The following is a 21,483-nucleotide window of genomic DNA, read 5'->3' as shown; positions in this document are numbered from 1 at the left end:
GGATTGAACGCTATGAAGGCGCTGGAAGCACCAGTCTCCGAAGAGGATCGTTACCGGCTAATGGTGGAGGCGGCTCCTCAGGCCATGATCGTGGTGGATGCCGAGGGCCGTATGATTTACGTCAATGCCCGCACCGAGAGCCTGTTCGATTACCCCCGGCAGTTTCTGCTGGGGCAATCTATCGAAATGCTGCTTCCCGACGAAGTACGAGAGCGCCACCCGCAAATGCGGGCCGCGTTTATGAACTCTCCCGGTACCCGGGCAATGGGGGCCGGGCGCGATCTCTACGGCCAAACCAGCGACGGCCGAAAAATCCCCTTGGAAGTCGGGCTCAACCCCATCAAAACTGACAGCGGCATCTACGTCATTGCCTCCATTATCGATATCAGTGAGCGCAAACGTCAGGAGTCGGCGCTGCACGATCAGGCGGCACGGATTCGCGCCATCGTCGAAACCGCAGTAGACAGTATTATCGTGATCGACCCGGTCGGCACCATCGAGACGGTAAACCCGGCTACCGAAGATCTATTTGGTTATAAATCCGAAGAACTGTGTGGGCAGAATATTGCCATGCTGATGCCAGAGCCTCACCGCAGCGCCCACGACGGTTATCTGGAGAACTACCGGCGTACCGGTGAAAGAAAAATTATCGGTATTGGCCGCGTCGCCGAGGCCCTGCGTAAAGACGGCAGTGTTTTCCCTATTGAGTTGGCGGTCAGCGAAATGCGCATAGCTGGCCAGCGAAAATACACCGGTATTATCCGCGATATTACCGAGCGTAAAAAAGCCGAGGCGCAGTTGCAGGCGCAAATCGAGGAGACCCAGCAGGCGCTGCAACGGCTGCGGGATACCCAGGCGCAACTGGTGCAGAGTGAACGATTGGCCTCTTTAGGCGGCCTGGTGGCGGGGATTGCCCACGAGGTGAATACCCCCATCGGGGTGGGTGTTACGGCGGCATCCTTTCTAAGCGACCAAGTCGATACTATCCAGAAAGACATCGAAGCCGGAACCTTGACCAAGAGCCGCTTTAACAGCTTTTTGGAGCACTGTCAGGAGTCCTCCGACATTCTGCTTAACAACCTGCAGCGCGCGGCAGACTTGGTACAAAGCTTTAAAAAAGTGGCCGTGGATCAGTCCAGTGATGAGCATCGCAAAATTGGTTTGGCGGGGTATATTGAAGAGCTGCTGACCAGCCTCCGGCCCAAGTATAAGCATACCGGTCATCGCATTGAGGTGGACTGCGACGACAGTATTGAGATGGACACAGTGCCTGGTGCGCTGTCCCAAGTACTGACCAATCTGATTGTGAACTCCCTGACCCACGCCTTTTTAGAGGGTGATAATGGCACTATGACCATTGCCGCCGACCAGGATGCCGACGGCATTACACTGACCTACAGCGACGATGGGCAGGGCATTCCCGAGCAGTATCTCTCCAAGATTTTTGATCCTTTCTTTACCACTAAACGTGGACAAGGCGGCAGTGGCTTGGGGCTGCACATTGTCTTTAGTCTCGTGCATCAAACTCTGGGCGGCCATATTTCTGTGCACAGTTCGCCTGATACCGGGACCAAATTTACCATCCGATTACCCCGCTCAATCAAAGAAAAAGCTGAACATACAGCAACCGAGGGTGAAAGAGGACAGGATCATGTTTGATAAAGACGACGACTTGCTGTTTGCCGATGAACAAAACAACAGCTCGAAATCGGAAACCAAACCCTGGAAAGTTTTGATCGTCGATGACGAGGAAGAGATTCATCGGGTTACCAAACTCTCCCTTGGTAACATGGTGGTACACAGTCGTCCTATTGAACTGCTGCATGCCTATACCGGCCGGGAGTCTGTGGAGATCATGCGGAATCAGCCGGATATTGCGCTGGTGCTCATGGACGTGGTGATGGAGGACGAACACGCCGGCTTGAAAGCGGTGGAGCGTATTCGAGACGAGCTCAAAAACCACGATGTGCGCTTGATTCTGCGCACTGGTCAGCCGGGGCAGGCGCCGGAACAGGAAGTAGTGACCCGCTACGATATTAACGATTACAAGGAAAAAACCGAACTCACCACAAAAAAAATGCATACCTTGATGCATACCAGCCTCAACCACTATCGCGAACTGATGGCCTTAAAGCAAAACCGCATGGGGCTGGAGAAGGTGATTGATGCCTCGGCAAGTATTTTTGAAAGTCAGTCCCTTAACCATTTTGCTCGGGGGGTACTCACGCAACTGGCGGCGCTGCTTTATGCTTCTCACGAGGCAGTTATTGTTAAGGGCTTGGCCGCCGGTGTCAGTGATGACGCCTTCAATGATGACGATCCGGCCCATCTGATTGTGACGGCGACCTCAGGAGAGGACCGGGATGTCGAAGGGCAGGCGATTGAAAATGTATTGTCAGTTGAGGCAGTGGGTCATATTCGAAGTGCTATGAAAAACGGGAAGCCCTGTTTTGGCGATGGCTATTTTGCGGCGCACTTTCCCTCCCGCAGTGGCCATCAGAGTGTGATCTATCTTTGTAGTGATGAGCCTTTTTCATCGGCGGATCGCAGCTTGATCGAATTGTTTTGTCGAAATGTCGGCATTGCCTTTGAAAACCAAGTGATGTATCGGGAAATTGTGGAAAGTCAGCGCAAGCTGGTAATGCTTTTGAGTGCGACGGTGGAGGAGCGCTCTAAGGAACTGCATAATCATGTGCGCCGGGTTTCCGAGTACGCGAGTATCATAGGGCAGGGGCTGGGGCTGAATGAGCACGAGTTGGATATGCTGAGAATGTCTGCTGCCATGCATGACATTGGTAAGATCGCCATCCCCGATGAAATTCTCAATAAGCCGGGCCGGCTCACCGATGAAGAGCGCACACGGATGAAAACGCATGTCGAACGCGGTGTGGCTATTTTAAGTGAGCAAACCGGTGAACTGCTGGCAACGGCGGGTTTAACTGTGGGTAGCCACCATGAGCGCTGGGATGGTGGGGGCTACCCCAAGGGTGCTGCTGGCACGGATATCCCTCTGTTTGGTCGGATTACCGCATTGGCCGATGTATTTGATGCGCTGAGCACCGACCGGGTTTACAAGAAAGCCTGGCCTATGGAAGAGGTTTTGGCCTATGTTTCTGGCGAGTCCGGCAAACAGTTTGATCCAAGGCTAGTGAAAATATTTGAACAACGCATCGATGAGATCTTGGCGATCCATGAGCGTTGGTATCTCCGCGACCGGGGAGCTGCAGCTTAACATTCACAGCCAGGACAGCATTGCCTCGATATCCAGCTGCTCTTCAAAACAGTCGGCCAAGCGATCAATATTGCGCTCTATCAGCGCGTCGTAATCGAAGCGCTTTCCCTTGGATAAGCCCGCCCAGCTCAGCAGTGACTGCCGGGCATCGTTGTGATCAAAAATACCGTGTAAATAGCTGCCGATAATTTGTCCATCAGCACTCTGCGCGCCATCAACACGACTATCCATTTTTACCAGTGGCGATTGCAGTGCAGGACCTTCGCTGATGCCGGCATGAATCTCATAGCCGGTTACGGTACTGCCGCTGTTGAATAACTGACCTCGCACTTGTTGCAATCGTTTTTTGTCTTTCAGCGTAGTTTCAAAATCCAGGTAACCGAGCCCTGGCGTACTGCCTGCCTCGCCCTCAATACCCTGTGGGTCATGGACCACGTTACCCAGCATTTGAAAGCCGCCACAGATGCCCATTAATTTTCCACCGTAGCGCAGGTGGCGTTGAATGTCCTTGTCCCAGCCATTGCTGCGCAAAAAATCCAGATCGCGCCGAGTATTTTTGCTGCCGGGGAGGATAACCAAATCACTGGAGGGTATTGGCCGCCCGGGGCCAACAAACTGCAAGTTCACCTGGGGATGGAGTCGCAGTGCATCAAAGTCGGTATGGTTGCTGATACGAGACAGCACTGGTACAGCAACATTGAGTGCACAGTCCTGTACATGTTGCTGTGAGCTAATGGCGTCTTCTGCCTCCAGGTGAAAATCCTGAAGGTAGGGTAGTACGCCGAGTACCGGCTTGCCGGTGTGCTCTTCCAGCCAGTCGAGGCCGGATTGGAGTAGGGAAATATCCCCGCGAAAACGGTTGATGATAAAGCCGCGAACCCGGGCTTGCTCGCTGGTAGATAGCAGCGCCAGTGTCCCCACCAAGTGGGCAAATACGCCGCCGCGGTCGATGTCGGCAATGAGAATCACCGGGCAATCCACCGCCTCGGCAAAGCCCATGTTGGCGATGTCGTTTTCCCGCAAGTTGATCTCTGCCGGACTGCCGGCGCCTTCCACCACTACGGCGTCAAACTCATCGACAAGTCTTTGGTGGGAGGCCAACACCGCATTCATGGCGCGGCGTTTGTAGTCGTGGTAGTCAGCCGCCTCCATGTTGTTCAGCGCCTTACCGTGGATGATGACTTGGGCACCGGTGTCGCTGTTGGGCTTAAGCAAAACTGGGTTGAAGTCGGTGCGGGGTGCTAGCCCGCAGGCCCGGGCTTGGACAGCTTGGGCGCGACCAATTTCGCCACCCTCTGCAGTGACAGCGCTGTTAAGGGCCATATTCTGTGGCTTAAAGGGCGCGACCTTGATTCCTTTGCGGGCCAGCACCCGGCACAGCCCGGCAACGGCGACGCTTTTGCCGGCATCGGAGGTGCAGCCTTGGATCATCAGTGTTTTGGTCATAAGCTTTTCGGGTGGAGTTTTCATGGCGGACAGGTAAAGCGCTGTCCGCCCTACGGTAGGGTGGACAGCGCTTTACCTGTCCACCGATTCGGTCTGCCAGATATCTTCCATTATCATTTCCTCCAGAGGCTGCCGCTGCGCCCAATCCTCGATTTCCAGCATCGGCCGTGGGTAAAACTCATCAACAGGCCCCAGGCACAGTATGGCAATGGGGTGACTTCCCGGCGGCATCTTTAGTAGAGACTTCATCTCTTCAGGCTCAAACAAGGATACCCAGCCCATACCCAAGCCCTCGGCTCGGGCGGTCAACCACAGGTTTTGTATCGCACAGGAAGCTGATGCCAAGTCCATCTCGGGGAGCGTACGGCGGCCAAAGACATGATGATCGCGATTATCCATCAGGGCCACCACCAACAACTCTGCGCAATCGCGGATACCTTCGACTTTTAGGCGCAAGAATTCCCGGTCGCGCTCTCCCAATGCTTCGCCGGTTTTCGCACGCTCTTTTTGCACGGCTTGATAAAGCGCTTCCCGCAGGGAGGGCTTCCCGATGCGAATAAAACGCCAGGGCTGCATCAGTCCAACACTGGGGGCCTGATGCGCAGCGCGGAGCAGGCGTTGCAATACTTCGGTCGGGACTGTGCCATCGCAAAAGTGGCGCATATCCCGGCGTTCGGCAATAACTCGATAGATCGCGTGTTTCTCTGCGTCGCTGAAAGCGTCGCTAGACGGCGGTAATGTGTTGTGATCGGGCGTAGTCATATTAGAACCTGGCATAGGAAGACAGGTGAAATGGTGTCCGCCCTACGTTTTGCGTGGCGTAGGGTGGACACGATTTCATGTGTCCACCGGGAAAGGGCACGGCGGTTGCAATGGCGGACATAAAAGGCGATGTCCGCCCTACTTTGTAAGCGTATTGATATCACGGGGTAAAAATACCGGCTGGCCATCCACCTCGGCGGCAATCAAGGGGGTGTTGTAGAGTTTTTCCAGCGCGTTGGGGACCAGCATGGTCGCGGCATCGCCCCAGCAAGCCTCGCCGCTGGGGTAGAGTAGTAGCAGCTTGTCACAGCAACGCGCCGCTAAATTGAGATCGTGGAGGCATAGCACAATGGCGCAGCCATTGGCAGCTTGCTGGCGCAGTATGTCCATCACTTTAACCTGGTGGTGAAGGTCCAGGTGATTGCTGGGCTCGTCGGCTAATAGTACTTGGGGCGTTTGACACAGAGCGGTGGCAATGGCGAGTCGCTGGCGCTCGCCGCCGGAGAGGGTGTTGACCAGGCGGTGTTCCATACCGGCCAGCTCAACCTCGTGCAGTGCCTGTTGTGCAAGGTCCAGGTCTTCTACGGTTTCCACATCCCAGGGTGACAAGAAAGGGTGGCGCCCGATCATTACGGTCTCCAGTACCGTGCCGGGAAAGCCGTCATTGCGTTCCTGAAATACCATCGCAAGCTGCTGGGCGATCTGCCGACGGCGCAGTTTGGTAAGACTGCGCTGGTTGAGGTGGACATCGCCCGAGCGCGGCGGCCGTAGGCCAGACAGCGTGTGCAGCAGGGTGGTTTTACCGGCGCCGTTGGGGCCCAGAATGCCCCATATTTCGCCGGGCGTAACGCTAAAGCTCAGTGGCGTGCCCGGGGCGCGGCCGGGTATATCGATCACCACATCCTCTGCACGCAACGTCGTCATTAGCGACTCCGGTGCAACAAGTAGAGAAAGGTCGGCACGCCTAACATCGCGGTGATCACACCGGCGGGAAGCTGCTGCGGCGCGATAATACTACGGGCCAGGGTATCTGCCAGGGTGAGCAGGCTGCCTCCGGCCAAGGCCGATGCCGGCAGAATGAGGCGCTGATCATTGCCCACAATCAGCCGCAACATATGAGGCACGATAAGACCGACAAAGCCGATGGCCCCCGCCGTGGTCACCGCAAAGGCGGTAAGCAAACTCGACAGAATATAAATACTCCACTCCATTCGCTTCACGGCAATGCCCAGCGCCGCCGCCTGCATGGGGCCCCGAGCCAGTACATTGAGACTGCGGCCCAAGGGCAGCAACAGCAGGCAAATAGAGAGCAACACCAGCAGCGCTGGCCAGGGCGAGCGGGCATAGGCCAGGTCGCCCATTAGCCAGTACAACATGCCGGGTAGCTTATCGCTGGGGCTCACCGCCAACATAAAGGTCACCAGCGCCGTCCAGCCGGCAGAGATAATCACCCCGGTTAGTAGTAATCGGGTCGGCGTCCAGCTGCCACCGCCGTTGGCCAGGGTGAAAACCAGCGTGGCGGAAATCAAGGCGCCGACAAAGGCGGCACCGGAAACTACCAGCCCGCCAAGGCCCAGCAGCATTGCCAGTAACGCGCCCACCGAAGAGCCGCTGGAAAGACCCAGTACGTAGGGATCGGCCAGGGGGTTGCGCAACAGCACCTGCATCAATGCCCCGGCTACTGCCAGCAGCCCACCGGTGGCGAAGGCGGCCAGCGCCCGGGGCACCCGCAATTCCAGGATCAGGGTCTGATGCAGTGGTGAGCCGCCGCCGGTCAGTACCTGCCAAAGCTCGCCCAGGCCAATATCGACACTGCCGATGCGAATAGCAATGAGCAGTGACAGCAAGGACAGCGCTGCCAATACCAGCAGCGGCATGGGTCGCAGTGGGTGCAAGCGTATTTGCCGGGCGGCGCTAGCGTCGGTCACGGGCTGTGTCCAGGTGTTGGCAGAGCAAGCGGGCCCCTTCCAGTAATCGCGGCGTGGGCCGCTGCAGGGTGGAGGGGGGCACAAAAAACAGGTTGTCTCGGCGTACTGCCGTCAGACCATCAAAACGCTTCCAATCTTCCAGCCAGTCGCGGTTTTCCTCTCCCATACCGCCAGCGACGATCACCTCCGGATCGGCGGCTAGTACAGCCTCCAAATCAATACGGGGCGACAGTTGTGATAAGTCGGCAAAGATATTAACGCCGCCACATAGGCGGGTAGCCTTGCTGATCAGATGCTCGTCATTGACTGTCATCAAAGGGTTCTTCCAGATTTGCTGAAAGACTCGTACTGGCGGTGCGCTTGCATAGCGCTGCTGGAGCTCCTCGATGCCGGATATAAAACGGTCGGCGGTGGCGTTTGCCTGTGTATCGGTGCCGGCCAAGGACCCTATTCGGCGAATGGTGCTGGCGATATCGGCAAACTCAAAGGGTTCGCTGTAGTAGATAGTCAGCCCCAGGGATTCCAGCTGCGCCAATTGCTCGGCGGGATTGCCCTCACTCCAGCCAATCAGCAAGTCTGGGCGCATGGCGACGATGGCCTCCTGGTCGAAGCGATCGTAGCCGCCAATGCGGGGCAGGGACTGAGCGGCTTCGGGGTAGTCGCTGAAACTGACCGCCGCCACCAGCTTGCCGCCGGCGCCAGCGGCATAAGTCTGCTCCGTGATGCCAGGCGACAGGGCAATAATGCGCTGTGCTGGCTGCTCAAGGCAGACTTCTCGCTGGCGATCGTCGACTACGCACACTGTCGCACCGGCAGACAGGGCCCAATAAGCCAGTAAGCTAAGCAAGCCTCGCATCACCAGTCGATGCCCCGGCGTGCTTTGATACCGGCACGAAAGGCGTGCTTCTCGTCACCCACTTCAGCGACAGTGTCTGCGATTTCTCGCAGTGCTTTGGAGGCGGCGCGCCCGGTGACGATCACACTCATGTCTGCGGGTCGCTGTTGTATGGCATCAAAAATACGCTGCTGCTCGATCCAGCCGTACTTCAGTACATAGGTCAGCTCGTCCAGCAACACCAGATGCAGGCTGTCGTCTTGCAGGAGCTTTTCCGCTTGCTCCCACGCCTGCTCGGCGGCGGCGATATCCCGCTCCCGGTCTTGGGTTTCCCAGGTAAAACCGCTGCCCATGACGTGGTAGGGGACTTCCGGGCAGCGCTGCTCGATAAAATTGCGCTCGCCGCAGTCCCAAGTGCCTTTGATGAACTGCACGATGCCGGCCTTGTAACCGTGACCCAGGCAGCGGATTACCGAGCCAAAGCCGGAGCTGGATTTACCTTTGCCATTGCCGGTCAGCACGATAACAATGCCGCGCTCTTCATTAGCTTGGGCAATTTTTTCATCCACTAAAGCCTTGCGGCGTTGCATGGCGCTTTTGTGGCGTTGGTTGCGATCTGTGGTCATATTGATTAGTTAGCGTTGGTGGGGTTGGCGGACATGAAAAGCGATGTCCGCCCTACGGGGGGATTCTATCTTATTCGGCGAACAGAATCGCACCGGGGTTTTGAATCAGCCCGATGGATTCGACGGTGCTTTGGCCGTCAAACAGCTCAATTCGAGGCTGGGCGGCGTCGCCAATGCCGATCCACAAGTTGTCTTGTGGTCCAACAACCAAATTAGTGATGTCCAGTCCGGAATAGCTCTCTATGGCCGTCGCCGCACCCGTGGTGGGGTTAAAGTGATAAAGATTAGTGTTTTGGTAGCTCTGATAACCGACAAAGTAACCGTTTTCGCTATCAACGATTGCCAAATCATAGACAAAGCCATAGGGGTGGTCGTCGGCATCGCCGTCATCGACAACTAGCTCAGTACTATAGTCATCGGTATCGATGCGTGTAATGCCACCGGTGTAGCCGGGGTCGCGGCCGGCAAAAGAATAAAACGCATCGCCTGTGGCTTGTAGGAAGAGTCCCGCATCGCTGTGATAAACCAATTTTCCAGGGTTGCGGGTGTCCAGCTCAATGCCTTTGCGATTGCTGGGGTCATCATTGGGGTCGGTATCGATCTCCTGATCGGTGTTGGTATCAAATACAGCGATATAGGCGTTGACGTCTTCTTCTGCTGGGGAGAAGCCCACCAGCCTTTGCATCACCACAAATAATTTATCGTCGACGATGACGGCGTCGGCCGCTTCAGCCGCACCACTGGCATCGGCGTCGGCGTAGTCACTGAGGTCGATGCCGCCAATAATGAACTCCCCCTGAGTTTGGGCACTGGGGTTGATGATCAATACTTCATTTTCAGCATACTGAATCACGTACGCTTTCTGATCGTTAACAAATACCACGGTGTAGGGGTTGGATGAAGCATCTTCGGGGTTGTTCAGTGTGGAGTGCTCGTAGATTGGTGTAGATGGAGACTCGAAACTGTACTTGGTCAGTGTATCGATGTTGTTGCGGCCCAAACGGTAAAAAAATTCACCGTACCTGGCGACCGTCGTGTCAGATTGGTCTGAGGGTGCGACACCGGACATGGCTGTGTAGTCAGAGCCTAAATCTATCAATTGAATATCGCTGCCCGAAAAGTCGGCTGCTTTTGTGGAGACAACGGCGGTGTTTTGGCCCGCTACCGGGCCACTGCCGCCACTGCTACTGCCGCCGCCGCACGCGCTCACTAACAGAGCCAGTGATAGGGCGCTAAGTTTTGTGATGAGCTGAATCCTTGTTCTATCGCCAGTCAGCATGTCCATTATCTATCTCCTCTTTAATACCATCTCGTTCGGTTGTTTGTTTTGCTACTAGATTTCCACGCTGATGGTCAGCACGTAGGAACGCCCGGGCGTGGGAAAACGGTTCATGTCGAGAAAGTTCTCGTCCCGCAGATTGCGGGCACTGAAGTCCAAGGTCACGGCTCGCCAACTGGTGGTGACACTGGCGTTTAGCTCCTTCTTGGCGTCAGCTTCAACCGCGTTGGCGGTCTCATAATAGAGTTCGTCGTGGTGTTGATAGTGCACTTCGACACGGGCGACTCCCGTTGTGGCAACGAGCCCGATTCCGGCACTTTGGTGGTAGATGCCGGGTAGCTTCTTGCCCTTGGCGGCGCGGATATCCGATTGATTGTCGGTATCCAGCAGGGTGGCGTTGCCGTCAACTGCCAGCCAGTCGGTAAGTTGATAAGTGAACTCAGACTCAATGCCCACCACGTCTGATTGGGCAATGTTCTGGGGCTGGCCGACGCCACGACTGTCAAACAGGGTGACGATGCCATCGTCAGTCTGCCGGTAAAAAACACTGGTATCTAAACTGAAATGTGGCCAACTAAGCGCAAAGCCTGCATCAATGCTGAGGGCTTGTTCCGCTTGCAGGTCGGCATTGCCCTCAAATAATCCGCGCGAACCGAATTTTTCAGACAGGGTGGGAATCCGCACCAATAGACCGATATTGGATTTCACCGCAAGGTGGGAAGAAGGGCTCCACTGTGCACCGAGGTTGGCGGCGGACTCGTCGATATCGTCGCTGGCGGCAAAGTCTCTGAGACTAAAGGCTACCTCGTCCTCTACCCAGTACTGCCTCACGGTGGCGGTGAGTAGCCACTGGTCATTGAGGCACCAGCTGTCGGCCAGTGCCAGTATGGCGGTGTTGCGCTGAGCGTCGATAATATCTTCGCTGTCTAACTTGTCGCGCTGGGTGATGTCGTCTTGGCGAAGCTCCAGGCTCAGCACCCAGGCGTGTTCACCCCAAATATATTGGGCAGTATTAAACAGGCCAGTGCCATCCAGCTCGGTCTCGATATGATCCTCGCCAAGTCCCACTGTACTGTCGGGGTCGCGGTAGATATCCTTTTCTGCCGCGATAAAGGCGCGATGGCCAATATCAATCTTGCCGAGTTGATAATCCAATACGGTCTGCAGGCGCCAGCTCTGGTTGTTAAGGGTGGCGTTGTCGCGCCGTTGATTGAGCGTAGTGGGCAGTTCTTTTTCGGTATCGCTACTTTGAAAAAGGGTATTGAATTGACCACTTTTCCAGCGTCGTCCTAGCTTGAGAAAAACGCTGTCCTGGGCATAGCCATCATTGCGTCGGCGCTTAGCGGTTGTAGTAAAAATGTCGTGATCAACCGGGAAGTCATTGTCAGTAGTGAGGGTGCTGCCACCGCCGATGACTTCCCAATTCGACAGCTTTCCCCAGGCGCTGAGCTCGGCATTCTCCAGTCCGAATGACCCTTTGGCGAGGCTGAGTTTGGCACCGGGTTGAGCGCTGCTGAGATCGCGGCTTTTAAAGTTGATGGCACCGGCAAGGTTGGCATTGCCAAGCTGAGCTGGAGTGAAGTCTGGATAGGCCTCAATTCGCTCGATTAAAATACTGGGAATTTGACTGACGCTGGCAGAGCCGGAGTTTGGGCTGTTTAGCAACAGACCATCCAAAAAAATATTAACCTGCTTGCCGGAGGAACCCCGCACCGAGACCGAGCTGAAGGTGCCGGTGCCGCCGCTCTGGCTGACTTGAATGCCAGGCAGGGTATCCAGTAAATCGCTGAAGTCGACAAAGCGGTGGTCGAATTCACTGCGATCAATGAGATGCACAAAGCCGGTAAAGCTGGCCAGATCGATATCGGTGATGCTGCGGCGCTGCTCCCGTTGCTGGTCAGACACCAGCATATGCTCCACATCGGTGTGATGAGGATCCTGTGGTTCACTCTTTTCCACAGCGTGAAGACCACCGGCAATGCACAGGCAATAGGCAGCCGCAGCCCATTGAGACGTTTTCAAAGCGAGTATCCAGAATCGCGTACATTCATCGTCGCACACCCCGTCGACGGACTCAGTGGCGATGCGCGTTGGTAACGTCGCGCATCGTGAAGGCAGGTCTCCTGGCTCTTACCTGTCGCGCTTTATGCCTTCCCGGCGTTAGCCAGTGGCGGGGGAAAAGCGCAGGTAATTACAGTTGCGGGGGCAGCTGCGGCATTGTGTCTGCGGGGAGCAGAACGCACCGCGATTCCCTTTTAATCCCTTTGGGTTGGTATCCTCAGGGAGCCTTCAGGGCGCGAATAATCGCACTTTTAGCGCTTGCGGTCAATTCATGCCACCGTGTCCCAATTCAACAAATTGTTGTCCCGGAACGACAAGAAGCCAGTTGGCTTCGGCCTTAGCATAAGCATTCCACTAATAAGTTCATAAAACGGGATGAGTTATGGCGAAAAAGCCACCCAGATCGTTACAACGGTCTTTGCTTATTTTAATGACCATGGCGGCGCATGGATACGCTGTGGCAGCACCTCAATTGGAAGAGGTGTTGGTTACGGCCCAGAAGCGATCAGAGAGCACCCAGGATACGCCAGTGGCAATTACCGGTATGACAGCTGATTCGTTGGAAAAATTCGGATTTGCCAATGCCAATGATATTTCCGCGCAAGTACCGAATATGCAGGTCAGTGGCCCCTACGGCGACGTGCAGCCTATATTCTCCATTCGCGGCGTCAGTATGTCTGACTACAGCTCCATTCAGGCCAGCCCGATAGGCGTGTACTCGGATGAGGCCTATATGGGGGCAGTGTACACCCACGGTATGAACTTCTTCGACGTTGAGCGTTTGGAGGTGCTGCGCGGACCCCAGGGCACCTTGTACGGCAAAAATACTACCGGTGGTGCAATCAACATTATTACCAAAACCCCGGAAATTGACGACGGCTTTCACGCAAAGATTAAGTTGGGGATGGGTAACTACGGGTCGACAAAAGGCGACCTGAGTATGGAAGGTACCCTGATCGAACAGCGCCTCGCTGCCCGGCTGGCGTATTCTTTCTCGCGCAATGATGGCTATATGGAGAATAAGCTTGGCGGGCCCAATCTCTCCTCCGTTGACTTCCAGGGGGCGCGGCTGACGTTGAACTGGGATATCAACAACCGTTGGAACAACGTCTTAAAGCTGACCCGCGGTGAAAATGACTCCCTGGCCAACGCCAGCCGAAATGAACCCAGAGCCGATTTGCGGGGCACCGGTCTTGTCGGCGGTATTGTTGGTGGCGTATCGGAGTTGCTCGGGGGGCTCATATATTTGGATGACTCCAGCGGGTTTATCGACTATACAGGCTATTCGCGCTCTTCCAGAAATCTAGACACTTATGAGGTCGAGGATAATTTTACTGGCCCACTTATCGTGAACTCAGACATGCTAGTAAACAAACTGGAGTGGGTTGGCGATAGTCTCACCTTTACCAGCGTGACTACCCTGTCCCAGTCTGATTACTACCAGAAGCAGAATACCGATGGCTCTCCCGAGGAGTTGCTTGAGGTTATTTGGTCGGTAGAAACCGACGCATTTAGCCAGGATTTGAGGGTCGCTTCGGAGTTTGGAGGGCCGGTGAATTTTATCGCCGGGCTGTATTACGCCGAAGAAGAAATGGATATGAACAATATATTTGAAATTTTCGGTACACCGCCGGATTTGAGGGATGCGATAGCGTCCCCCGGCACCACTGGGTTTTATCCATATTTGCTGGATTTCGGCGGTGGTCAACAAAAAATGATTACCGATAAAAAAAGTTATGCGGCGTACTCCCAACTTCGTATCGATGTAAGTGCCCGCCTGGGAATCGATATCGGTCTGCGTTATACGATCGATAAGATAAAGCTGCCTTACTTTAATATTTCCCGCCAAGACTATGATGGTAACCCAAGAGGGACGTGGTTGCCGGGCAATACATCGCCCTATGATGAGCCTTTTGTACCACTAAATCTTGCCGGTGACGCCGGCATAATTGAGTTCGATTACTTTCTAACTCAGTTGCTGGCGGGAGAAATTACCCTGGATGACATCCTCAAAACCATCAACGTGGGATACACCACCGGGCCGTATACCACAGACTCTTTTTACCTGCCGCCGGCAAAGGAAAAAGAATGGACTGGAAAAATAGGCGCAGACTACCGGTTTAACGACAGTTTGATGGTGTATGCGAGTTACAGCAAAGGCTACCGGGCAGGCTCATATAACAGTGGGGTGTACTACCGCGAGCGCGATTTCGACGACGCCTATGCGCGCCCTGAATACATAGACGCCTATGAGATCGGCTTCAAGTCTGACTTCTTTAATCAGCGGGCAAGAATAAACAGCGCGTTGTTTTTCTACGATTACAAAGATCAGCAGTTTATAAATGTCGTGGGTGTGTCCAACTTTCTCGAAAACGCCGGCGGCTCTCAAATAGCGGGTTTAGAGGCTGAAATGATGTTTGCCGTCACCGAATCCCTGATTGTTTCCGGCGGCTTTGGCTACCTCGATACCGAGTACACCGAGCTGTCGCTCTCCGATACTGAGACCCTCAATAACTCTGGCGATGAACTGGATTTGTCCGGAAATCAGCTTATTTCTGCACCTGAGTTTAGTGGGAATATATCCATCGATTGGGACCTGCTCAATGTGGATGCCGGTTATCTAAGTCTCAATGTCAATGCGAACTACCAGGATTTGCAGTGGTATAGCGCTTACAACGACGACGGTGGATACGAGAATATCAAGCAGGACGCGTACGCGCTGATCAATTCACGGCTCACTTGGCGCGGCAACCTAAAGGATTACTCGATCTCTATTTGGGGCAAGAACCTGACCCAGGAAGAGTACGACAGCTATGCCATCAATCTGCAAGCGGGGTTTGGTTATGACTATTTTCAACCGGGGCAGCCAATGACTTTTGGTATTGACGTGTCTTATGGCTTCTAGAAATAAAGGCGTTTAACCGCCATCAGAGAACTGAAGTGTTTGGAGGTTTCATGAGTAATTTACACAGTGTGTCTGCTTCAGATAGTAATGGCGGCACTAAGCTTTCTCTCGCCAATATGGCGTGGATTTCTAGCAAAAAATACCTGTATCTGCTGTCGCTTGTTATACCGCTGATTCCCATTGCGGCGGGTGGTTTGGCGATGGAGACGGGGAATGGCTTGTGGTTTTGGTCGCTGGTTATATTTGTTTATTTTCTGTTTCCCTTCGCCGATTACCTTATGGGTGAGGACCCGGCCAATCCCGATGAATCGCTGACCGAGGCGCTGGCCAGTGAGCGCTATTATGCGCGGCTAATGTATCTGTCCACCGCGTTGCACTGGGTCGCCGTATTCTATTCGGCCTATGCGGTAGCCAGCCGTGGGCTGGATTGGGGCTGGTTTAATATTCTGGGCGCCGCATTGTCCTTGGGCGTTGCCAATGGCCTCGCGTTGACCGCGGGTCACGAAATGGGGCACAAGATCAAAGACCGTCGTCAAATGACGGCGGCCAAGCTGATTCTGGCCTGCTGTGGCTATGGCCATTTCTCTATAGAGCACAACAAGGGGCACCACAAAGATGTGGCTACGCCAGAGGATCCCGCCTCATCGAGATTGGGTGAAAATATCTACAGCTTCGTTCTTCGGGAAATTCCCGGTGCGGCCAAGCGGGCCTGGATTCTCGAAAAGGAGCGTCTCAACAGGTTGGGTAAAGCCACTTGGTCCTTCAGCAATGAAATTCTCCAACCCGCCGCGGTAACGCTGCTTGCCTACGCGGCTATCATTGCACTGTTTGGCTGGTTGATGGTGCCGTTCTTGATCGTCTCAGCGGCCTACGGCTGGTGGCAGCTGACTTGCGCGAACTACACGGAGCACTACGGTTTGCTGCGCCAAAAAACGGAGTCAGGCCGGTATGAGCGCTGTCAGCCCCATCATTCCTGGAACAGCAATTCAAAGGCTTCCAACCTGTTGCTGCTGCATCTGCAGCGCCACTCGGATCACCACGCCCATCCCACACGCCCCTATCAAGTGCTTCGCGATTATGAGGATGTTCCGACACTGCCGTTTGGTTATCCGGGTATGTTTGCGCTGGCGATGGTGCCTCCTTTGTGGTTTGCAATTATGAATCCCCGGGTAATCGCCTGGGCGGGCGGCGATTTGTCAAAAATCAATGTGGCCCCCTCAAAGCGCAAAAAATTTGAGGCAATGAATCCGCAAAGGATTTAAACCTGCGATTATCCATTTGATCCACCCATTTGCTGTCCGGCACCGAATTGGTGCCTGGCAGCTTTTTTTAGGTGTTTTGTATGAGTATTTATGTTTGTCCCGACTGCGGTTACCAATACGACGAGCAGAGCGGTTGTCCGCGAGAGGGTTACCCGGCGGGAACGAAGTGGGCAGACCTGCCCGAGGATTTTCCCTGTCCCGATTGCTTTGTTAGAGAAAAGCCGGATTTTGTACCTATAGCATCCACTGAAGGCAGCGGAGACTAGTGTTATGGCGCAGTATGAGTGCAGCACCTGCGGTTATATCTACGATGAGGCATTGGGGTGCCCGGAGGACGGCATTCCGCCTGGCACCAAGTTTGAGGATCTTCCTGAAGATTGGTGTTGTCTGGAATGCTCGGCGCCGAAGGAGGATTTTGTCGCTGCGTGAGCAACAACGGTGTTTTGGTTTTGTATTGGCGTATAGAGAAAGATTCGCGTGAACAGGATGAAGGGGGCTTTTGTGCTATTCCTTCTGGCTAATCGATTGGTTAAACTAAATCTTATAATCAAAAAGCCGGCGGATTAAACATGAATTTTGTGCGCTCCAGCTGCCTTAGTGGCTTTCCTGAGCTTGTGGCGGAGCTCGGTGGCAATACAGAGTATTTGTTAGCAAGTTGCGATATCGATATCAGTCAGATAGATAGCGAAGAGTACTTGTTTCCCTATCGCAGTTTTTGCGAATTGCTTGAGCTAAGTGCTGAGCGCTTGAATTGTCGCGATTTTGGTATCCGCCTTGCCAAGCGTCAGGACCACAACATTCTCGGCCCGGTCGCATTCATCGTGATGTCTGCGGAAACGGTCGGCCAAGCAATCGAGACTGTGAGCCGTTACTTGCATCATTTTACCCCGGCAATCAGTTTGTCCATCGAAGATCTCTTTGGTGTCAATCTAGCATCTATGGAAATTCGCGACAGACAGGGCGATCAGTTTCCCCAGGCTACCGAACACATGGTTGCGGCCTGCTATAACATCATCAAATTGATGATGGGCTCCGATAAGGTAGTGGAGCGGATTTGGTTCCGACACTCGGCTCTTTCCAAGGCGTCAATCTATAAAGCGGATTTTGATGTGCCGGTGGAGTTCAACAAAGGCTTCAGTGGCTCAGTGTTAGTGCCGGGTGCCTTGGATAAAAAAATCCCTTCCTCTAACAACGAGTTGTACAAGCTGGTCGTGGACTATTTTCGCTTTCGCAGCGACGAGGAAATGCCCGCGCACACGGAGATAGAGGAAGAAGAATTTGGCAGTGTTGTTAAACGCATCATCAAAAAATTGATGCCCACAGGTGGGCTTTGCCGACGGGTTGTGGCGGAGCAATTGAATATCCATGAGCGCTCCTTGCATCGCAGGCTAAAGCCACTTGGCTACACTTACGAGAGTTTGCTCGACGAGGTCAGGCGCAGAGAAGTGGAGCTGTTGTTGAATAATTCCGATATGCCAATGTCACAGGTGGCGGGTTTGTTGGGCTATTCGGAGCAGAGTTCGTTTAACCGAGCCTTTAAGCGCTGGTTTGGGGTGCCACCAAGTCAGTATCCCAAGTAAGCTCGTGTAGAGCGCTTATCCTGGGTGGTGGTGGCGCACGATCTCAAGCAGAGCCATATTGTGCTTTAGCTGTAGGCCCAGTGATTCTCCCAGGCGACATAGATAACCTGTAATGTAGTCGATTTCGGTGGCGCGCCCCGCTTCGATGTCCTGCAGCATTGACGACCGGTTTAGTGCTGTGTCTGCGGCCACCTGTCGCACCTGGGGCAGCAAATCCTCAACCCAGCCCTCTCGGCCGAGCAATTGGCTAAGTTGCACAATTTCCTCAACGAGGTCGGCCATGTCCTGCGCGGCAACCGGATTGTCCAAAAGTTCGCCATTGCGACAGTGGTATTTAACTGTAAGGGGGTTGATGGCGCTGTTCACCGCCAGTTTGCGCCACAGTACCGCCTCGATGTTGTCGCTCACCAAGACCTTTAGAGGTGCAGCACTCAGGGAATGAGCTATCTGTTTTTGACTGGCGGCATCCAGATAGTGGTGTGTTCGGGTTGGCGTCGCCGCCTGAGGCTGCCCCAGCAGCGTCTGGCCCTGCCCGGCATGTACTACGGAGAAAGGGCCCTTTCGATACGCGCCTTCCGTGGTGGAGGCCTGTAGCAGTGTCGCTTGGGGGTAGAGTTGCTGCACTTTCTCAGCGACACCCATGCCGTTTTGCAATAGCACCAGTAGCGGCGAGTCCGCGAGTGCTGATGCCACGGCATTCAGCGCGTCGAGGGTGTGCTGAGCCTTGGTGGTGATAAGCAGAGCGGAGATGGTCTCACCAGTGCTTGCCGCACCGGTGGAGGCTTGAATGATCTGCTCGGGGCAGGCGGCCGGTAGTGGGAGCACCTCAGTGCCGGAGCGCAGTTGTGTCGTGAAGCCGCCGGTTTGTTGGTAGGCGGCCAGGGTAGCGCTGTCCCGCATAATTAAAGTGGCGGGGCGCCCGGCTTTGTAGGCATAGGCTGCCCACAAGCTGCCGATGGCGCCGGCGCCGAGAATATGCCAATGCTGGGTATCTGGAAGTGGACTCATAGCTGCGCAGGGTAGGGTATATTGCCGGGGGAGGCCAGCGTGCCATCACCACCTCGTATGCCGCTGGAGGCGGTGATAAACTGCTGCGCGAACACCAATACTGAGATTCTTTACTATGCCGTCTTTCGACATTGTTTCCGAAGTGGATCTTCACACCTTTACCAATGCCCTGGATCAGTCCAACCGGGTGATCGAGACCCGCTTTGATTTCAAAGGAGTCGATGCCCAGTTTGAACGGGACGGCCTCAATGCCACCATTTTTGCGGAGGCGGAGTTCCAACTGACGCAGATGGAGGACATGCTGCGTAGCAATCTGGTGAAGAACAAAATTGATCCCAAGGCCATGGAGCTGGGGGATGTGGAGACCGCTGGCAAGCAGGTCAAACAGCGGGTGACGATGAAGAACGGCCTGGAGTCTGACCTGGCCAGAAAGATCGTCAAGATGATCAAGGACAGCAAGCTCAAGGTGCAGTCTCAGATCCAGGGGGATCAGGTCAGGGTCACCGGTAAAAAACGCGACGACTTGCAACAGGTGATGGCACTGCTCCGGGAAGCCGACCTGGAGCAGCCGCTGCAATTCAATAATTTCCGGGATTGATCGGGTGCGGGATGTCGCGGAAGCCGAGCAGGGTCCAGCCGCCGGCAGCGAGGAAGAGGCGCCACTGATCTGGTGGCGGCAAAAACCGGTGTGGATCATGCTCTTTCTGGGCTTTTCCGCCGGGGTGCCACTGCTGCTGATTTTTTCCAGCCTGTCGCTGTGGCTTCGGGAAGCCGGGGTCAGCAAAACCGATGTGACCTATTTTAGCTGGGCAGCACTGGGCTATTCCTTCAAATTTGTGTGGGCGCCGCTGGTGGACAAACTGCCGCTGCCGGTGTTGAGTCGTCTGCTGGGGCGCCGCCGGGGCTGGTTGCTAATGGCGCAGTTGGCGGTCATGGCGTCTATTGCGCTGATGGCGCTGACCGATCCTCGGGACAACCTTCAGTTGATGGCGCTGGCCGCTGTGCTGTTGGGCTTTTCTGCCGCTACCCAGGATGTGGTGATCGACGCCTATCGCATTGAATCTGCCGATGAGCGCTTGCAGGCGTTGTTGTCCTCCACCTATATCGCCGGATACCGGATTGGCATGATCGCCGCTGGCGCGGGGGCACTGTATCTGGCCCAGGGCTTCGGCAGCACCACCGACGAATACAGCTACACCGCCTGGCGCAGTACTTACCTGTGCATGGTGGCGGTAATGGGGGTGGGGCTGCTGACCACCTTGCTGACCCGGGAGCCCACCGCCCGGGGCAAGGCGGTGTATCCCTATTCCACTCATGCCTACCTGCGTTTTTTCCTGTCGTTTTTGGTGGCGATGGCGGCTTTTGTCATCGTACTGCTCAATACGCCCTCGGCTCCCGCCTTATTGGACAACCCCGGCCAACATGTCTTCGCTTTTGTCTACAACGCCCTGTCCCTTGTCCTGGGCGCCGCGGTAGCCCTGTTGGTGTTTCGGGGCTTGTTGGCCGCTGGCATGGTGAACCGCGACCTGCTGCGGGAAAGCTATACCCAACCCATCGCGGATTTTATCCAGCGTTATCGCAGCCTGGCGCTGTGGGTACTGCTGCTGATCGGTTTTTACCGGGTGTCGGATATCGTGCTGGGAGTGATCGCCAATGTCTTCTACCAGGACATGGGCTACAGCAAGGACGAGATCGCCAGCGTTACCAAAGTCTTCGGCGTCATCATGACCATCGTTGGCAGCTTTGTCGGCGGTTTTATGACCCTGAAGCTGGGGGTGATGCGGGTGCTGATGCTGGGGGCGGTGCTGGTGTCGCTGACCAACCTGTTGTTTATGTGGCTGGCCTCCACCGAGCCCAGCCTGATGGCGCTGACGGTGGTGATTGCCGCGGACAACCTCAGTGGCGGTTTGGCGGTGGCGGCGTTTGTGGCCTGGCTGTCCAGTTTGACTAATGTGTCCTTTACCGCCACCCAGTACGCGGTGTTCAGTTCGCTGATGACCCTCTTTCCCAAGCTGCTTGGCGGTTATTCTGGGTCGATGGTGGAGGCCCTGGGTTACGGCCCCTTTTTCCTTCTGGCCAGCTTGTTGGGGCTACCAGTGGTGATTCTTATCGCAATCCTATCGCGCAAACTGTCTCGGCCCTATTAACTTCACGGTGCCGCTTTTCCACTCTTTTTAATTCTCTTGCCAATCTATAGATAATATAAGGTATCATTCTCATTAACATTTGGGAGTGGAGTTCGTCTGCGAGTGGGTGGGCGTAGTGCATTATGGAAGGCAAGCAACTTTGGGCGCGGATTTGGCGCATCCTTTTGGCGGGGCCCTTAACCCTGTTGGCAACGATTGTGGTGATGGCTGCCGGCTCGCTTTGGCTGCCAGAGGGAGACGCCCAGGTGAATCACTTTGTGATTCCGGTGGTGTTGTTACCAGCGATCTGGGCGGTGTTGTTTTTTTACAGCTGTTTGGATCGTCTGGGCCGGGCATCGGCGGTGATTCTAATCCTGCTTGGCATCAATGGCGCAATGATTGGCCAGCACATGATGGCGTCGTTGTAGCGTTG

19 protein-coding genes and 1 riboswitch are annotated in these 21,483 nt (G+C 54.9%); of the genes, 10 read left to right on the top strand and 9 right to left on the bottom strand.

The features are described from left to right. Positions 1-12: 12 nt before the first annotated feature. The gene (locus tag I6N98_RS11890; protein WP_198568571.1) at positions 13-1,659 is read left to right on the top strand and encodes a PAS domain-containing sensor histidine kinase; all 1,647 of its coding nucleotides are present in this window, start codon (positions 13-15) and stop codon (positions 1,657-1,659) included. Continuing rightward, a complete protein-coding gene (locus I6N98_RS11885; protein ID WP_198568570.1) occupies positions 1,652-3,232 on the top strand; it encodes a response regulator in 1,581 nt (526 codons plus the stop codon). The genes I6N98_RS11890 and I6N98_RS11885 overlap by 8 nt, the downstream gene beginning before the upstream one ends. Positions 3,233-3,235: 3 nt before the next feature. On the opposite strand, the gene I6N98_RS11880 is transcribed toward I6N98_RS11885, so the two are convergent. The 8 genes from I6N98_RS11880 to I6N98_RS11845 all read right to left on the bottom strand — a co-directional run bounded on the left by I6N98_RS11880 (position 3,236) and on the right by I6N98_RS11845 (position 12,130). Beyond that, positions 3,236-4,678 carry a cobyric acid synthase gene (locus tag I6N98_RS11880; protein WP_198568569.1) on the bottom strand — a complete coding sequence of 481 codons (1,443 nt, stop codon included), beginning with the start codon at positions 4,676-4,678 and terminating at the stop codon, positions 3,236-3,238. A 72-nt stretch (positions 4,679-4,750) separates the two neighbouring features. Continuing rightward, positions 4,751-5,440: a 5,6-dimethylbenzimidazole synthase gene (bluB, locus tag I6N98_RS11875; RefSeq protein WP_198568568.1), complete on the bottom strand. Its 690-nt coding sequence runs from the start codon at positions 5,438-5,440 to the stop codon at positions 4,751-4,753. Between the two features lie 138 nt (positions 5,441-5,578). Then, entirely contained in the window at positions 5,579-6,364 is a 786-nt protein-coding gene (locus tag I6N98_RS11870; protein WP_198568567.1) for an ABC transporter ATP-binding protein, read from the bottom strand. Beyond that, complete coding sequence (locus I6N98_RS11865; protein ID WP_232787326.1) at positions 6,364-7,368, bottom strand: FecCD family ABC transporter permease; 1,005 nt, start codon at positions 7,366-7,368, stop codon at positions 6,364-6,366. Before I6N98_RS11865 ends, I6N98_RS11870 begins: the two co-directional genes overlap by 1 nt. After that, positions 7,355-8,224: a cobalamin-binding protein gene (locus I6N98_RS11860; RefSeq protein WP_198568566.1), complete on the bottom strand. Its 870-nt coding sequence runs from the start codon at positions 8,222-8,224 to the stop codon at positions 7,355-7,357. The genes I6N98_RS11865 and I6N98_RS11860 overlap by 14 nt, the downstream gene beginning before the upstream one ends. After that, complete coding sequence (gene cobO / locus I6N98_RS11855) at positions 8,224-8,829, bottom strand: cob(I)yrinic acid a,c-diamide adenosyltransferase (RefSeq protein ID WP_198568565.1); 606 nt, start codon at positions 8,827-8,829, stop codon at positions 8,224-8,226. Before cobO ends, I6N98_RS11860 begins: the two co-directional genes overlap by 1 nt. Before the next feature lie 70 nt (positions 8,830-8,899). Further along, the gene (locus I6N98_RS11850) at positions 8,900-10,114 is read right to left on the bottom strand and encodes a hypothetical protein (protein WP_198568564.1); all 1,215 of its coding nucleotides are present in this window, start codon (positions 10,112-10,114) and stop codon (positions 8,900-8,902) included. Between the two features lie 48 nt (positions 10,115-10,162). After that, entirely contained in the window at positions 10,163-12,130 is a 1,968-nt protein-coding gene (locus tag I6N98_RS11845; RefSeq protein ID WP_198568563.1) for a TonB-dependent receptor, read from the bottom strand. A gap of 74 nt (positions 12,131-12,204) precedes the next feature. Then, positions 12,205-12,414: riboswitch (cobalamin riboswitch) on the bottom strand. A gap of 212 nt (positions 12,415-12,626) precedes the next feature. Here I6N98_RS11845 and I6N98_RS11840 point away from each other — a divergent pair. The 5 genes from I6N98_RS11840 (at position 12,627) to I6N98_RS11820 (ending at position 17,916) form a co-directional block, all read left to right on the top strand. Continuing rightward, positions 12,627-15,074, top strand: coding sequence for a TonB-dependent receptor (locus I6N98_RS11840; RefSeq protein ID WP_232787325.1), 2,448 nt, complete (start codon positions 12,627-12,629; stop codon positions 15,072-15,074). 50 nt (positions 15,075-15,124) lie between these two features. Then, a complete protein-coding gene (locus tag I6N98_RS11835; protein ID WP_232787324.1) occupies positions 15,125-16,336 on the top strand; it encodes an alkane 1-monooxygenase in 1,212 nt (403 codons plus the stop codon). 80 nt (positions 16,337-16,416) lie between these two features. Then, complete coding sequence (locus I6N98_RS11830) at positions 16,417-16,602, top strand: rubredoxin (RefSeq protein ID WP_198568562.1); 186 nt, start codon at positions 16,417-16,419, stop codon at positions 16,600-16,602. A gap of 4 nt (positions 16,603-16,606) precedes the next feature. Continuing rightward, positions 16,607-16,765 (top strand): rubredoxin, encoded by a 159-nt coding sequence (locus I6N98_RS11825; protein WP_198568561.1) that lies wholly within the window; start codon positions 16,607-16,609, stop codon positions 16,763-16,765. 140 nt (positions 16,766-16,905) lie between these two features. Next, positions 16,906-17,916, top strand: coding sequence for an AraC family transcriptional regulator (locus I6N98_RS11820; protein WP_198568560.1), 1,011 nt, complete (start codon positions 16,906-16,908; stop codon positions 17,914-17,916). Positions 17,917-17,931: 15 nt separating this feature from the next. Here the strand turns inward: I6N98_RS11820 and I6N98_RS11815 are convergent, their stop codons facing one another. Continuing rightward, positions 17,932-18,924, bottom strand: coding sequence for a ketopantoate reductase family protein (locus I6N98_RS11815; protein ID WP_198568559.1), 993 nt, complete (start codon positions 18,922-18,924; stop codon positions 17,932-17,934). A gap of 115 nt (positions 18,925-19,039) precedes the next feature. Here I6N98_RS11815 and I6N98_RS11810 point away from each other — a divergent pair, with 115 nt between their 5' ends. The 3 genes from I6N98_RS11810 (at position 19,040) to I6N98_RS11800 (ending at position 21,478) form a co-directional block, all read left to right on the top strand. Further along, entirely contained in the window at positions 19,040-19,522 is a 483-nt protein-coding gene (locus I6N98_RS11810) for a YajQ family cyclic di-GMP-binding protein (RefSeq protein WP_198568558.1), read from the top strand. 4 nt (positions 19,523-19,526) lie between these two features. Further along, positions 19,527-21,071: an AmpG family muropeptide MFS transporter gene (locus I6N98_RS11805; RefSeq protein ID WP_198568557.1), complete on the top strand. Its 1,545-nt coding sequence runs from the start codon at positions 19,527-19,529 to the stop codon at positions 21,069-21,071. 122 nt (positions 21,072-21,193) lie between these two features. Continuing rightward, entirely contained in the window at positions 21,194-21,478 is a 285-nt protein-coding gene (locus I6N98_RS11800; RefSeq protein ID WP_198568556.1) for a hypothetical protein, read from the top strand. Positions 21,479-21,483: the final 5 nt, after the last annotated feature.

The sequence above is a fragment of the Spongiibacter nanhainus genome (assembly GCF_016132545.1).
Classification (GTDB): domain Bacteria; phylum Pseudomonadota; class Gammaproteobacteria; order Pseudomonadales; family Spongiibacteraceae; genus Spongiibacter; species Spongiibacter nanhainus.
The sequence above is the reverse complement of the archived record's forward strand: the minus strand, read 5'-3'. Positions and strand labels throughout refer to the sequence as shown.